This window comes from Streptomyces sp. NBC_01571 (assembly GCF_026339875.1).
Taxonomy (GTDB): Bacteria; Actinomycetota; Actinomycetes; order Streptomycetales; family Streptomycetaceae; genus Streptomyces.
Genome location: NZ_JAPEPZ010000002.1, coordinates 446,654 through 460,566, shown reverse-complemented (window position 1 = coordinate 460,566; position 13,913 = coordinate 446,654). Strand labels below are relative to the sequence as shown.

At 71.1% G+C, this 13,913-nt stretch carries 12 protein-coding genes and 1 pseudogene; 11 read left to right on the top strand and 2 right to left on the bottom strand.

Features of this window, described 5'->3' with window-relative positions; genetic code table 11:
• Positions 1-254: 254 nt before the first annotated feature.
• The 8 genes and pseudogenes from OHB41_RS45260 to OHB41_RS45225 all read left to right on the top strand — a co-directional run bounded on the left by OHB41_RS45260 (position 255) and on the right by OHB41_RS45225 (position 8,815).
• Positions 255-2,069 carry a cytochrome c biogenesis protein DipZ gene (locus OHB41_RS45260; protein WP_266707442.1) on the top strand — a complete coding sequence of 605 codons (1,815 nt, stop codon included), beginning with the start codon at positions 255-257 and terminating at the stop codon, positions 2,067-2,069.
• A gap of 110 nt (positions 2,070-2,179) precedes the next feature.
• Positions 2,180-2,861 (top strand): annotated as a pseudogene (locus OHB41_RS45255) (M24 family metallopeptidase); the annotation flags it as partial.
• Between the two features lie 248 nt (positions 2,862-3,109).
• On the top strand, positions 3,110-3,850 hold the full coding sequence (locus tag OHB41_RS45250; protein ID WP_266707440.1) for a DUF1684 domain-containing protein: 741 nt from the start codon (positions 3,110-3,112) through the stop codon (positions 3,848-3,850).
• 46 nt (positions 3,851-3,896) lie between these two features.
• Complete coding sequence (locus OHB41_RS45245) at positions 3,897-5,417, top strand: ABC transporter substrate-binding protein (RefSeq protein ID WP_266707438.1); 1,521 nt, start codon at positions 3,897-3,899, stop codon at positions 5,415-5,417.
• Positions 5,417-6,382, top strand: a complete 966-nt coding sequence (locus OHB41_RS45240) for an ABC transporter permease (RefSeq protein WP_266707436.1) — start codon at positions 5,417-5,419, stop codon at positions 6,380-6,382. The genes OHB41_RS45245 and OHB41_RS45240 overlap by 1 nt, the downstream gene beginning before the upstream one ends.
• A complete protein-coding gene (locus OHB41_RS45235; protein WP_266707434.1) occupies positions 6,379-7,257 on the top strand; it encodes an ABC transporter permease in 879 nt (292 codons plus the stop codon). The genes OHB41_RS45240 and OHB41_RS45235 overlap by 4 nt, the downstream gene beginning before the upstream one ends.
• Positions 7,254-8,054, top strand: a complete 801-nt coding sequence (locus OHB41_RS45230) for an ATP-binding cassette domain-containing protein (RefSeq protein WP_266707432.1) — start codon at positions 7,254-7,256, stop codon at positions 8,052-8,054. The genes OHB41_RS45235 and OHB41_RS45230 overlap by 4 nt, the downstream gene beginning before the upstream one ends.
• Positions 8,051-8,815, top strand: a complete 765-nt coding sequence (locus tag OHB41_RS45225) for an ABC transporter ATP-binding protein (RefSeq protein ID WP_266707430.1) — start codon at positions 8,051-8,053, stop codon at positions 8,813-8,815. Before OHB41_RS45230 ends, OHB41_RS45225 begins: the two co-directional genes overlap by 4 nt.
• A gap of 31 nt (positions 8,816-8,846) precedes the next feature.
• Here the strand turns inward: OHB41_RS45225 and OHB41_RS45220 are convergent, their stop codons facing one another.
• The gene (locus tag OHB41_RS45220) at positions 8,847-9,791 is read right to left on the bottom strand and encodes a helix-turn-helix domain-containing protein (RefSeq protein WP_266707428.1); all 945 of its coding nucleotides are present in this window, start codon (positions 9,789-9,791) and stop codon (positions 8,847-8,849) included.
• Positions 9,792-9,934: 143 nt separating this feature from the next.
• Between OHB41_RS45220 and OHB41_RS45215 the strand changes: the two genes are divergently transcribed.
• Positions 9,935-10,660, top strand: a complete 726-nt coding sequence (locus OHB41_RS45215; protein WP_266707426.1) for an alpha/beta fold hydrolase — start codon at positions 9,935-9,937, stop codon at positions 10,658-10,660.
• A gap of 60 nt (positions 10,661-10,720) precedes the next feature.
• Here OHB41_RS45215 and OHB41_RS45210 read toward each other — a convergent pair whose 3' ends face one another.
• Positions 10,721-11,260, bottom strand: a complete 540-nt coding sequence (locus tag OHB41_RS45210) for an AAA family ATPase (RefSeq protein ID WP_266707424.1) — start codon at positions 11,258-11,260, stop codon at positions 10,721-10,723.
• A 232-nt stretch (positions 11,261-11,492) separates the two neighbouring features.
• Between OHB41_RS45210 and OHB41_RS45205 the strand changes: the two genes are divergently transcribed.
• Positions 11,493-11,678 carry a CsbD family protein gene (locus OHB41_RS45205; protein WP_187285469.1) on the top strand — a complete coding sequence of 62 codons (186 nt, stop codon included), beginning with the start codon at positions 11,493-11,495 and terminating at the stop codon, positions 11,676-11,678.
• Between the two features lie 661 nt (positions 11,679-12,339).
• Positions 12,340-13,890, top strand: a complete 1,551-nt coding sequence (locus OHB41_RS45200; RefSeq protein WP_266707420.1) for a carboxylesterase/lipase family protein — start codon at positions 12,340-12,342, stop codon at positions 13,888-13,890.
• The last annotated feature ends 23 nt before the right edge of the window (positions 13,891-13,913 follow it).

Sequence of the window (13,913 nt, the reverse complement as noted above, 5' to 3'; positions counted from 1 at the left end):
CCTGTGGTCCGCACCTGCCGCGCGCACCGGCCCTCGTAGTGCCGTCCGCACTTCACTCGCCGGCTCAGCCCGAGGTGTACGCGGCTCTCGGCCTCACCTGTGACCACGCAAGCCTGTGGTCCGGACGCCGGCAGGCAGATCGGCGGCTGAGGCGAGGTCGGTGAGGCCGCCGGACCAATCCGTGCGGGTGAGCGGCTTCGTACCAGGAGTGAGCGGGCCGAAGGGCCCGGACTGCGCTTCGGAGGCCACATCGCATGATCACTTTGGTTCTGATCGGACTGCTCGGCGGGTTGATCACCGCGGTGTCTCCCTGCATTCTCCCGGTGCTTCCCGTGGTGTTCCTGGCCGGCGGACCCGCCACCGACACCCCGCGGGCGCGGCCGGGCGGTGCCGCTCCGGCCGATGCGGCCGCGTCGGGGGAAGGCCGCGACGAAGCCGCCACCCCCCGCACCTCCGACGACGGCGGGGTCCTCCTGGAGGCGCGGCCCGCGCCCCGGTCCTCGCGCAACCGCAGGCCCTACGCCGTGGTCGCCGGCCTGGTGCTGAGCTTCAGCTTCTTCACGCTGCTGGGCGTCACCATCATCTCCGCGCTGGGCCTGCCGGAGGACATCCTGCGCTACGTCGGTCTGGTCCTTCTGGTGCTCATCGGTCTCGGTCTGGTGTTCCCGGCCGTGGAGCGTGTCCTGGAGAAGCCGTTCGCGCGGATCCCGCAACGACGGGTCAACAAGGACGGCAGCGCCTTCGTCCTGGGCCTGGGCCTGGGGCTCCTGTACGTGCCGTGCGCAGGTCCCGTGCTCGCGGCCATCACCGTGGCCGGCGCGCGCGGCCGACTCAGCCTCGACGTAGTCGCGTTGACGGTCTCCTTCGCCCTCGGTACGGCCCTTCCGCTGCTGGTCTTCGCGCTGGCCGGGCGTCGGGTCGCCGAACGGGTCGGCGCCTTCCGCAAGCGGGCCCGCGCCCTGCGGTTCGGCGCGGGATGCCTGATGATCGTGCTCGCGTTCGGCCTGGCCTTCAACGTCACCGACGCCGTCCAGCGGGCACTGCCCGACTACACCTCCGCCGCACAGAAGAAGATCGAGGACAGTGACACCGCCCGTCAGAAGCTGTCCGGTCTGTACGACAACTCCAACAAGGAGCTCTCGCGTTGCGAGGACGGTGTCGACGAACTGCGTTCCTGCGGACAGGCGCCGCCGATCGGGGGCATCACGAAGTGGCTCAACACACCCGGTGGAAAGCCGGTCGACCTCGGGGCGGAGCGCGGCAAGGTCGTCCTGATCGACTTCTGGACCTATTCGTGCATCAACTGCCAGCGCAGCCTGCCCCACATCAAGGCCTGGGAACGCGCCTACGCGTCCTCGGGACTTGAGGTGATCGGGGTCCACTCTCCCGAGTTCGCCTTCGAGAAGAAGCCGGGCAACGTCGCCGACCAGGCCAGGAAGCTGGGCGTGACCTATCCGGTCGCCCTCGACAACAAGCTGACGACCTGGAACAACTACCGCAACCGGTTCTGGCCCGCAAAGTACCTGATCGACTCTCGGGGCACCGTGCGCTACTTCAAGTTCGGTGAGGGGCAGTACGCGCAGACCGAGGACCTGATCCGTACGCTCCTCGAGCAGGCGAACCCCTCGGTCCGGCTGCCCGCGAAGACCGGTCAGCAGGATGCCGCGCCGACCCGCGACCGTACTCCCGAGACGTACCTGAGCAACCTGCGCATCAGCGGATACGTGGGCGACCCGCTCCTCGACGACCGGCCCAAGACCTACCACTTCCCGGCAGCGCTCCCGCTCGGCCGGCTCTCCCTCGACGGCACCTGGACCGCGGGGTACGACCACTTCACCGCGGGCGCCGACGCCCGCCTCGCCTTCACCTACAAGGCCAGGAACGTCAACCTGGTCCTCGCGGGCAAAGGCCCCGTCACCGTCCTCGTCGACGGCAAGGCCGTCAGGACCCTCCATATCGACGGCACCCCCACCCTGCACCGACTCGTCGACGAGGACACCCCACGCCAGGCCCGGCTCGAACTCCGCCTCGCCCCGGGGATCCAGGCCTACGCGTTCACCTTCGGATAGACCTGCCGCGCCCGCACGGCCGACATCGCGCGGCCGGCGCCGGGACGGTCGGGATCGGTCCCGGCGGTGACCAGGGCCACGCACGCGGGACACACGACGACGGGGGACTTGTGACCGACGAGACCACCCGTGCCGCACGACTGCTGGACGCCCAGGCCAAGGCCGCCCGGCTCTTCGCCGAGATCGAGGCGAGGGGTGGTCGCGCCCGGAGAGGGCGAGCGAGCGGTCAGCGACCGGATCCGCGACCTGGCGAACGACCTGTTCGGCCCGACGCGCCACTGGCAACGGCGCATCGTCCGCTCCGGACCGAACACGCTCCACCCGTAGCGGGAGAATCCCCCGGACCGGATCACCGGCCGGGACGACATCGTCTTCGCGGACTTCGGACCGATCTTCGAGGAGTGGGAGGCCGACTTCGGCCGCACCTTCGTGCTCGGCGACGACCCCGTCAAGCACCGGCTGCGCGACGACCTGCCCGAGATCTTCGCCGCGGGCCGCCGCGCCTTCGAGGCCGACCCGGACATCACCGGCGCCCGCCTGCACGCCGAGATCGGACGGCTGGCCGCCGAACGCGGCTGGGAACTGGGCGGCCGGCACGCCGGACATCCGGTGGGCGAGTTCCCGCACGAGAAGATCGACGGCGCCGACATCGAGTCGTACGCCGCCCCGGGTAACGACACCCCGCTACGGCGTCCCGACCGGGCCGGACGCGTCTGCCACTGGATCCTGGAGATCCACCTCGTCGACCGCGAGCGCGGTTTCGGGGGCTTCTACGAGGAACTCCTCGACCTGGGCCGACCTGGGCCGGAGCAGTCGCGGGGCGTGCCGAGCGCGGTCGGCGCCGGCGGGACGGGCGCGCCCCCGCGGTTCGTCGCGGGGTCGTCGCCGTCCGCCCGACGGGAATCACCACACAGGTCGTCTCAACATGTGACTCAGGCATTTGACATTAGATCCTCTTATGGATGATAAAGAAGTTGCTTTGGCCATTCATATGCGCGGCGGGACCCTCGCGGCGTGAGGCCGGCGCCCCGTCCGAGTGAATGAGTCCCTCCGTGTCCCACCCCATCGCTGACCAGCCCGCCGCCGACGCCGTCGGGCAATGGCACGCGTGGCGCGCCGAGCGTCACAGGGCCCTCACCTCCCCGGCCGGGAACCTCGCCCTCGTCGAGACCCGCTGGCTCCCCGCCGGCGCGGACCCGGACGCCGAGAAGGCCCGGTCCGGTCATCCGGACACCGTGACGGTCACCGCGCTGCGACGCACCGATCTGGTCACCGGCGGCTCCGAGGACGGCCTGCGCTTCTGGGACGCGGACGCGCCCGCCATCCGCCACTTCGACCGGGTCGACGCCTTCCCCTACGACCCCGCCTGGGTGCTCCACGCGACCTACACCCCGGTGTCCGATGCCCGGCGTGTGTCCTTCGAGCACCTCAGGGACAACGGCGGCACCCGCGACCTGGTCGTCCCCGGCGACATCACCCTCACCGTCGACGGCCGCGACTACACCCTCAGCGCCTTCGACGACGACGGCACCCTCCTGCTCGTCTTCGGCGATCCCACCAACGGGGACACCACGTACGGCGCCGGCCGCTTCCTCTTCGTACAGCGCACGGAGGACGACCACCGCGTCCTCCTCGACTTCAACCGCGCCTTCGTACCGCCCTGCGGGTTCTCGGATCAGTACAACTGTCCGATGCCGCCGCGGCAGAACCGCTTCCACCTGCCCGTCGAGGCAGGCGAGAAGCTCCCCGTCTTCCGCGCCGGCTTCGACGCGCAGCACTGACCGTCCCGCAGCCTCCCGCACCGCAGCACGAAAGCGCCCCTTCACCATGAGCATCAAGAAGACCTCTCTGTACGGCACCGCGACGGCGGCCACCCTCGCCCTGGCCCTGACCGCCTGCGGCGGCTCCGGCTCGGGCGGCGGTGCCACGGGCGGCTCCTACGACAAGAACGCCACCGTCAACATCGGCTCCCTCTACGAGCCGCAGAACCTCGACAACACCGCGGGCGGCGGCCAGGGCGTCACCGAGGCCCTCAACGGCAACGTCTACGAAGGGCTGTTCAAGCTCACCGACGACGGCAAGGTGGAGAAGCTCCTCGCCCAGGACTACAAGGTCAGCGGCGACGGACTCACGTACACCTTCACCCTGCGCGACGGCGTGAAGTTCCACAGCGGCAAGGCACTCACCAGCCAGGACGTCAAGTACAGCCTGCAGAAGGTTCTCGCGGACGACTCCCAGTCCGCCCGCAAGAGCAACCTCGAGGTCGTCAAGGACATCGCCACCCCCGACCCGCGGACCGTCAAGGTCACGCTGTCGAAGAAGTCGATCTCCTTCGTCTACAACCTCTCCTACGTCTGGATCATCAACTCCCAGGCCAAGAACCTGAAGACGACCGAGGACGGCACCGGCCCGTACAAGCTGGACAAGTGGACGCGCGGCTCCGCCCTCGGCCTGGACCGGTACGCCGGCTACTGGGGCCGCGCCGCCGGCAACCAGAAGGTCGTCTTCCACTACTACAAGGACGCCACGGCACTCAACAACGCCCTGCTGACCAACGCCGTCGACGTGGTCACCAGCGAGCAGTCGCCCGACGCCCTGGACCAGTTCAAGAGCAACCAGAACTACAAGGTCAACGACGGCGACTCCACCACCAAGCTGCTGCTCGCCTTCAACGACAAGGCCAAGCCCTTCACGAACGTCAAGGTGCGCCAGGCCGTCTCGTCCGCCATCGACGACAAGAAGCTGCTGGAGTCGGTCTGGGCGGGCTACGGCAAGCTCATCGGCTCGATGGTGCCGCCCACCGACCCCTGGTACGAGGACCTCACCAAGGTCAACGCCTACGACCCGACGCACGCCAAGCAGCTGCTCGCCGAGGCCGGGTACGCCAAGGGCTTCACCTTCACCCTCGACACCCCGAACTACGACCCGCACCCCACCGCCGCGACCTTCATCAAGTCCCAGCTCGCCAAGGTCGGCATCACCGTCAAGATCAACTCGATCACGCCCGACGAGTGGTACACGAAGGTCTACAAGAACCACGACTTCACGGCCACGCTCCAGGAGCACGTCAACGACCGTGACCTCGTCTGGTACGGCAACCCCGACTTCTACTGGGGCTACGACAACAAGCAGGTCACGCAGTGGGTCGAGCAGGCCGAAGAGGCCTCCACCACCGCCGAGCAGACCGCACTGCTGAAGAAGGTCAACGAGAAGACCGCCGAGGACGCGGCCAGCGACTGGCTCTACCTCTACCCGCAGATCGTCGTAGCGAGCAGCAAGCTCTCGGGCTACCCGCTCAACGGCCTCAACTCGCAGTTCTACGCCTACGACATCAAGAAGAAGGGCTGATGGCGCGCTACCTCCTGCGCCGACTGGCCTTCCTCGTGGTGTCGCTGGCCCTGGCGAGCGTCGTGCTGTTCGTCCTGCTGCGCATGCTCCCGGGCGACCCGGCCAACGCACTCACCTCGGTGGGCGCCAGCCCGGAACAGATCGCCGCGGCACGGCACTCCATCGGGTCCGACAGGCCACTGCCCGAACAGTTCACGCACTGGCTCGGGCAACTGGCGCACGGTGACCTCGGCACCTCCTTCGTCAGCTCACTGCCCGTCGGACCCGAGGTCACCTCCCGGCTGGACGTCACCGTCCCGCTGACCCTCGCCGCCTTCGTCCTCGCCGTTCTCATCGCGGTGCCGGCCGGGTTCGTCGCCGCGTACAAGCGGCGCACCTGGTACGGGGCGTTGCTCAGCGGCGTGTCCCAACTGGGCATCGCCATCCCGGTGTTCTGGCTCGGCATGATCCTCGTCGCCGTGTTCGCGCTGAACGCGGGCTGGCTCCCGGCAGGCGGCTTCCCCCCGGACGGCTGGTCCGACCCCGCCGAAGCGATCCGTTCCCTCGTGCTGCCCGTCGTCACCATCGCCCTGGTGATGAGCGCGTCCCTGATCCGCTACGTCCGCTCCGCCACCCTCGACGTCCTCGGCAGCGACTACCTGCGTACCGCCCGCGCCCTGGGTTCGTCCTTCGGGCGGGCCATGTGGCGGCACGGCCTGCGCAACAGCTCCGTGCCGGTGATCTCCGTCCTCGCCATCGAACTCGCCTCCACCCTGCTCGGCGCGGTCGTCGTGGAGTCCGTGTACGCGCTGCCGGGCCTCGGCTCGATGCTCGCCACCGGCATCGCCCAGCACGACTACCCCGTCATCCAGGCCGTCCTGTTCGTCTCCACCCTCGCCGTCCTGCTCATCGGCTTCGTCGCCGACCTCGTCCAGCGATTCGTCGACCCACGGCTGCGCGGACGACTCTCCGGAGGTGCCCGATGACCGCGCCCGAGGTGCTCGGACCGGTGCTGTCCGAGACGGCACCGCCGCGCGGCCGGCGAATCGGCCGTTCCGCCACGCTCGTCGTCGGCTGTGTCCTCGCCGGACTCATCGCGCTGCTCGCCCTGGTCTCCCTGTTCTGGCTGCCCTACTCCGCGGACGACACCTCCGGCGGGCGGCTCGCCGGACCCGGCGGGGGACATCTGCTGGGCACCGACAAACTCGGGCGCGACCTGTTCACCCAGGTCATGACCGGCTCTCGGATCGCCGTCGAGGCCGGGCTCGGATCGGTGCTCCTCGCCGCCGCCATCGGCGTCACCCTGGGGGTGCTCGCGGCGTTCGCGCAGGGCTGGCTCGACGACACGCTCTCCGCGTTCCTCGACATCCTGATCGCCTTTCCCACACTGCTGCTCGCGATGCTCATCGTCGCCGCGCGCTCGGCGACCCTCGGCTCGGCGATCCTCGCGATCGGACTGGCACAGAGCGCCGTCGTCGCCAGACTGGTACGCATCCTGGTCAAGCGGGTCCTGGCACAGGACTACATCACCGCCGCCCGCACCTCCGGCACCTCCTGGCCGCGTACGGTGCTCGGCCACGTCCTGCCCAACATCTGGCCCACCCTCGTGGTCAACCTCGCGCTGCAGTTCGGGCTCGCCGTGCTGGCCGAGGCCGGCCTGTCCTACCTGGGCCTGGGCGCACCGCCGCCCAACGCCTCGTGGGGCCGCATGCTCCAGGAGGCGCAGGCCACCTTCACCACGGCCCCCGCCGGGGCCCTCGCCCCGGGCATCCTGCTCGTCCTGCTCGTGATCGGCGTCAACCTCATCGCCGACGGCGTGCGGGAGACCCTCGACCCGGCGACCCGACGGAGGCGCACATGACACTCCTCGACGTACGGGGCCTGACCGTCACCACCGCGGACGGCCGGACACTGGTCGACGACCTCTCCTTCACCGTCGCGAGCGGCGAACGGCTGGGACTCATCGGCGAGTCCGGTTCCGGCAAGTCGCTCACCACCCTCGCCGTGCTCGGCCTGCTGCCCGACGGCATGACCGCCACCGGCGGCATCGACCTCGCGGGCACCCAGATCGTGGGCGCCACCGAGAAGAGGCTCACCTCCGTCCGCGGCCGGGACGCCGCCGTTGTCTTCCAGGAGCCGCTCACCGCGCTCGACCCGCTGATGCGCGTGGGCCGGCAGATCGCCGAACCCCTCCGCAGACGCACCGGTCTGAAGGGAGCCGGCCTGCGCGACGCCGTCCGCGACGCGCTGGCACAGGTACGGCTGCCGGAACCCGAACGGATCGCCCGCGCCTTTCCGCACGAGATCTCCGGCGGACAACGACAGCGCGTCGCCCTGGCCATGGCCCTGGCGTGCGCACCCAGACTGCTGATCGCCGACGAGCCGACCACCGCGCTGGACGTGTCCGTGCAGGCGGAGATGCTCGACCTCCTCGACACCCTCGTCCGGGAACGGGAGATGGCGGTGCTCTTCGTCAGCCACGACCTCGCCGTCGTGGCCAGGGTGACCGACCGCGCCCTGGTGATGAAGGAGGGCCGGGCCGTCGAGGAGGGTCCCGTCCACACCCTCATCCGCTCGCCGCGCGAGGAGTACACCGAAGCGCTCGTGGCCAGCGCCCGCAGACTGCAGTCGGCCCTGGACCTGAGGAGCGCGCGGTGACGCCCGTACTGGAACTGAAGGACGTGGCGCTGCGCCACCGGGGGAGCGCGGCCAACGTGGTCGAGGACGTCTCGCTCACCGTCGAGGCCGGACACAGCCTCGCCCTCGTCGGCGAGTCCGGGGCGGGCAAGACGACGCTGCTGCGCCTGCTGCTGGGCCTGACCCGCCCCACCGCGGGCAGTGTCCGCTTCGACGGAACCGACCTGTCCCTGCGTGACCGGCGACAGCTGCGCCGCTTCCGGAGCAGCGTGCAGTGCGTCTTCCAGGACCCCTACTCCTCGCTCGACCCCCGCCGCCGCGTGGGCGCCATCGTGGCGGAGCCCCTTCGCTCCCTGGGCATCGACACCCGGGCCGGCGCGGCTCCGAAGGCGGCGGCGGCCCTTGAACGGGTCGGCCTGCCCGCCGACGCGGCGGACCGCTACCCGCACGAGTTCTCCGGGGGACAGCGGCAGCGGATCGCCATCGCCCGCGCCACGGTGTGCCATCCGCGGGTGCTGCTGGCCGACGAACCCGTCAGCGCACTGGACGTCACCACCCGGGTCAAGGTCGTCGACCTGCTCGCCGACCTCAAGGAGGAGCAGGGGCTCACGATCGTGATGGTCTCCCACGACCTGTCCGTCGTCGCGTCCTTGTGCGAGCGCACCGCCGTGCTGGAACGCGGCCACGTCGTCGAGCAGGGCGACACCGACCAGGTGCTGGGCGACCCCGCGCACCCCTACACCCGCCGTCTGCTCGACAGCGTGCCGAGACTGCCCGTCTGAACCACCGCCGGAACAGGCCGGATTCGCCGGATCAGGCCGAACCCGTACTCCACTGGTCGTCGGCTGCCGGGCGGCGGCCGGCCCGGTCCGCCGCGCGTGCACCGCGGTCGGTGCCCGTTCGCGTCTCCTCCGCGGCGGCGCCCCGTGGGGCGGCCGGTGCCTGCGTGGCAGAGGCGAGGAGCGCGAGCCGGTCGGCGCTGTCGGTGCCGGGGTCCGGGTGATAGACGACCAGCGTCTGGCCGGCCGTGCCGCCGATGCCGAGCCGCTCCCGGTTCAGCCACAGGCCACCGACCTGGGGATGGTCGATGTGCTTGGACGCGCCTTCGCACGCCGCCACGTCGTGGCGGGCCCAGAGCCGGCTGAAGCGGGGGCTGGCGAGGCAGAGCTCGCCGACGAGCCGGATGAACCGGGGGTCGTCGATGTCGGTGCCGACGGACTCGCGGAAGCCCGCCACCATGCCCACGGTGGCGCTCTCCCAGTCCGCGTAAAGAGCACGTTCGGCGGGGTCGAGGAACACGTCCCGCAGGCGGTTGGCTCCCGGCACGAGTCGCGGTGAGAGAGCGGTCGCCAGGGTGTTGGCGGCGAGCACGTCGAAGTAGCGGCCCTCGACCAGTGCGGGCAGCGGGAGCGTGGCGACGAGCTTGGCGATGCCCGGAGGAACGGTCTCCCTCCGGCGCCGGTTCCTGTGCCGCCGGGGTTTGCCGGCGCCCAGACGCAGCAGGTAGGCCGTCGCGTCGTCGTCGAGTTGCAGCACGCGCGCGAGCGACTCGAGGATTTGCGCGGAGGGGTTGCGGTCGCGGCCCTGCTCCAGGCGCAGGTAGTAGTCGGCACTGATGCCGGCGAGCATCGCGACCTCTTCCCGGCGCAGACCCGCGACGCGCCGCTTCCCCACGACCGGGATCCCCACCTGTTCGGGAGTGACGAGTTCACGGCGGGCGCGCACGTAATCGCCCAGGAGGTTCGTTTCGTCGCGCATCGCCCCACTGTAATTCGCCCCCTCGCGCGGGTGCCTGGCCCTGTCACCCCCAGGACCGAGGGGGCCCTGGCCCGGCCCGAGGGCGGGCGGCAGCCTGATCAGCGACCCGCCGAGCGCGGACGAGCACAGCGAGGAGCGAAACCATGTCGACCTATTTGTTGGTACACGGTGCGTGGCACAGCGGAGAGTGCTGGGAACGGGTGGTGCCGTTGCTGGAGTCGGCCGGACACCGGGTGCTCACACCGTCGCTGACCGGTCACGGCGACAAGGCGCGTCTGCTCGGCCCCGAAGTAGGGCTGGACACGCACATCGACGACATCGTCGAACTGATCACCGAGCAGGACCTCACCGAGGTGGTCCTCGTGGGCCACAGCTACGGCGGGCTGGTCATCTCGGCCGCGGCCGACCAGCTCCCGGACCGGATCGCGCATCTGGTCTACCTCGACGCGATGGTCCCCGAGGACGGCGAGAGCGCGGCCGACGTCATGCCCGTGACCCAGGCACTGATCGACCTCGCCCTGAAGTCCGACAGCGGCTGGCGGGTCCCGCCGCTCCCCGGACTTCCGCCGCCCTCGGGCCTGTTCGGGGTCACCGACCCGGCGGACGCCGCCTGGCTGCGCACGACGCTGTCGGACCTTTCGGTGCGCTGCCTCCAACAGCCGGTCCGACTGGACAACCCGGCGGCGAACTCCATCCCGCGGACGCACATCCACTGCACCGTCGGCAGGCCGGAGGGCTTTGACCGGCGCCCCGTCCCCGCCACACAGCCCAACGGCACCCCGGCACAGGTGCGGGAACTGGCGACCGGCCACGACTGCATGGTCACCATGCCGGCCGAACTCACCGACCTGCTGCTCGAGCTCGGCTGATCCGCGGACCCGCCCCACGCCGACCGGCTCGGACCCGGCATCGTTCGTGCCGTCACCCGGTCAGCCCTCGGAATCGGCCTCACGCAGGGTTCGCAGCCATTGGTCCGCTCGTCGCGGTGAGCGGAAACGGATGACGTGGAGCGGCGCGAAGCGGGGATCCTGGGTGCGTCGGCCGATCTCCGACCGCCGCGCGCCGTGCTGGGACCAGGCCCACCATGCCGGGTGGTCACTTCTGAACCAGCCCGACAGGGTCTCCACGTTGCCGCCGAATATGCGCTCGCGCAGCAGGGTCCGGCGCAACGACCTGCGCAGGATGCGGGGCATGATGACGGACTTCGGGTAGTCGAGCCAGATCACCGTGTCGGCATGCGTCCACAGCAGATCCCGGACTTCCGGGTAGCCGAGGGAGTCGAAGATCCACCCCGGGGTGGCAGCGATCGTGGCCACCTGCTCCCGCAGATCGGGGTTGGACGCCCATTGCGGGCCGGTGAACTTCAGGGCGTCCATCTCGTGGAAAGGCAGCTCGAGCCGTGCGGCGAGGGCCTGCGCCATGGTGGTCTTTCCGGCCCCGGTGATGCCGGCGACGAGGATGCGTTTCACCGGGGAAGGCTACCCGCCACGTCGCCGTGCGGTCGGAGAGGGATGTCTCCCGCGAGACACGCGACGGTCCGCGCCCCTGGAAGGCAACGGGGTTCTCCGCTCCGGCCGATCGGCGCGGACCCGAGGCGCGGGGGAGCGCACGGGGCCGGTGAGCGCGGTCACGCGCTCCGGATGCGGGAGCCGCCGACCGCCCCTAGCGTGGCAGGCGTATCCCCCCAACCAAGGAGTGATCATGGGCAAGAGTTCCATGGACAAGGCCAAGGGCAAGGCCAAGGAGATGGCCGGCAAGGCCACCGGCAACGAGCGTATGGAAGCCGAGGGCAAGACCGACCAGGCCAAGGCCAACGTCCGCGAAGCCGCGGAGAAGGCCCGTGGTAAGGCCGCAGGTGCTCGCGACTCACTCCGCGACAAGCACTGACCGCTTCACCCCACACGGAGGACGCCTCTCGACCCCGGTCGAGGGGCGTCCCTCTGCCGTCAGGAGCCACCGCCCGTACGCGGCTCCGACGCCCTCGGCACGCCGGTCACGCGGTTCGGGCCGAGCGTTGCCGTGCCGCACCGGCTACAGGGTTCACCTGAACGGCCGTGCATAGGGCAGGGTGAGGGGCGAGTGACGCTGCCCGGAGCCCGTGCACCCGGTGTCGGCCAGGTCGGCCCGGCCGACCTCGCCGCGGAGTTGTCGGCGGGGCTGACCGGTGACGACGGCGGGCGGTACACGAAGTCCCCCGGATGGCGGCAACACCGGGGACGGAACCCGGAACGGGAGATTCCTGACCGCCGACGACGCGCACGGCCTCCCACGGCCGCGGACCGGCCAACCATGTCGTTCCGTACGGTGAGTTGCTCGCCCTCGGCTCGTAAACTGGCCCCCGTGAGCGGTGACCGGCCAGTACTCGCCGGCGTCCACGGCACCACCGTCGGCTCCCCGACACGGCCGCCCGCGGCGAGTCCCGCCTCATCGGGGGACGCACGGCCGAGACCTGGCAGCCGCGGACGGGTGAGACGGCCGGCCGGTGTGCCGAGGTCACGGCGCGGGGCCGCCCGCGGAACCGGTCCCGACGGCACCACGGGAGGACGGCATGACGGGGACGCCACGGTCCGGCGCGGGCCCCACGGCGTATGTCGTGGACACCGCCGGCGGCAGGGTGCGCGGTGCCGAGATCGGCGACGGCGTCCTCGGCTGGCGCGGCATCCCCTACGCGGCCCCTCCCGTGGGTTCGCTGCGCCTGCGGTCGCCGAGGCGCCCCGAGGCCTGGAGCGGTGTGCGCGAGGCCACGGAATACGGGGCTCCCGCCCCGCAGCCGCCCATGTTCCTGCCCGCCGTGACGGCGGACCCCCTGTCGGCCGACGCGCCCGCGCTGCCCGAACCGTCGGAGGACTGCCTCTACCTCAACGTGACGGCTCCGGCGGGCGCCGAGGGCCGTCCCGTGCTGCTGTGGATCCACGGTGGCGGCTACCAGGTCGGTACCGGCACCGACATCGCGGGGGACGGCGCGGTCTTCGCACGCGCCCACGGTGTGGTCGTGGTGACGTTCAACTACCGTTTGGGCGCGCTGGGGTTCCTCGCACTGGACGGGGAGGAGCACACCGGTTCCTACGGTCTGCACGACCAGATCGCCGCGCTGCGCTGGGTCCGCGAGAACATCGCCGGCTTCGGCGGCGACCCGGACCGGATCACGCTCTACGGTCTGTCCGCCGGCGCCAAGTCCGTCGCCAACCTGCTCGCCTCGCCCGTCACCCGAGGCATGATCCACCGGGCCGTCTCGTCGAGCGGCGGAGCCGACCACGTCGCCGACCGGGCCCAGGACGCCGCCCTGACGCGGCGGTTCCTGCGCGTGCTGGGAGCCGGGGCGGACGGCATCCGCAGGGTGCCGCCGGAGGAGATCCTCGGCGCGCAGAACGCGGTCGGCGAGGGAGTGCGGGCCTCCTGGCTGTGGCGTCCCTCCATCGACGGACTCGCCCTCACCCGCAGGCCCCTGGACGCCCTCGCGGCGGGCGCCGCCGCTGGTGTCGCACTGCTGGCGCAGACGTGCGTCAACGAATGCGCGCTCTACCAGATCCTCGCTCCCGACGCGGCCGAGCGGGCGGACCGCGTCCTGGAGGAGTACTTCGGCGCCGCCGCGCGCGACCGCATCCTTGCCGTCTACGCGGAGCACCCGTCCGAACCGGCCCGCGATCCGCTCCAGTTGCGGGTCGACCTGATGACCGACGAGCGGTACGCAATCCCGACGACGCGCCTCGCCGACGCCCAGTCCGCCCACGCGCCCGTCTGGCGTTCCCGGTACGACATGCCGTTGACCGGCCTCCCGCCGGGAGTCGCCCCCGACGGGACACTGCCCGCGATCCACGGTACGGACGGCGCCGCGATGTGGCTCGGAGGTCCGGGCGTCAACGGGCTGCTCCACGAGGCCTTCGGGGCCTTCGTCACCGCCGGGGTCCCCGTCACCGAGGGGCTGCCGGACTGGCCCGCGTACACCACCGGCCGGCGCGCCACCATGGTCTTCGGCCCCACCGGGCCCCGCCCGGTCGACGACCCTCGCGGTGCGCGCCGTGCCGCCTGGCACGGCCGCGAGTGGCAGTCGGGGACCTGGTGGTCCCTCGACGACCTCGCGACCGGGCTGCACGGCTGACCGACGGCCCGCCGCGTACGCGC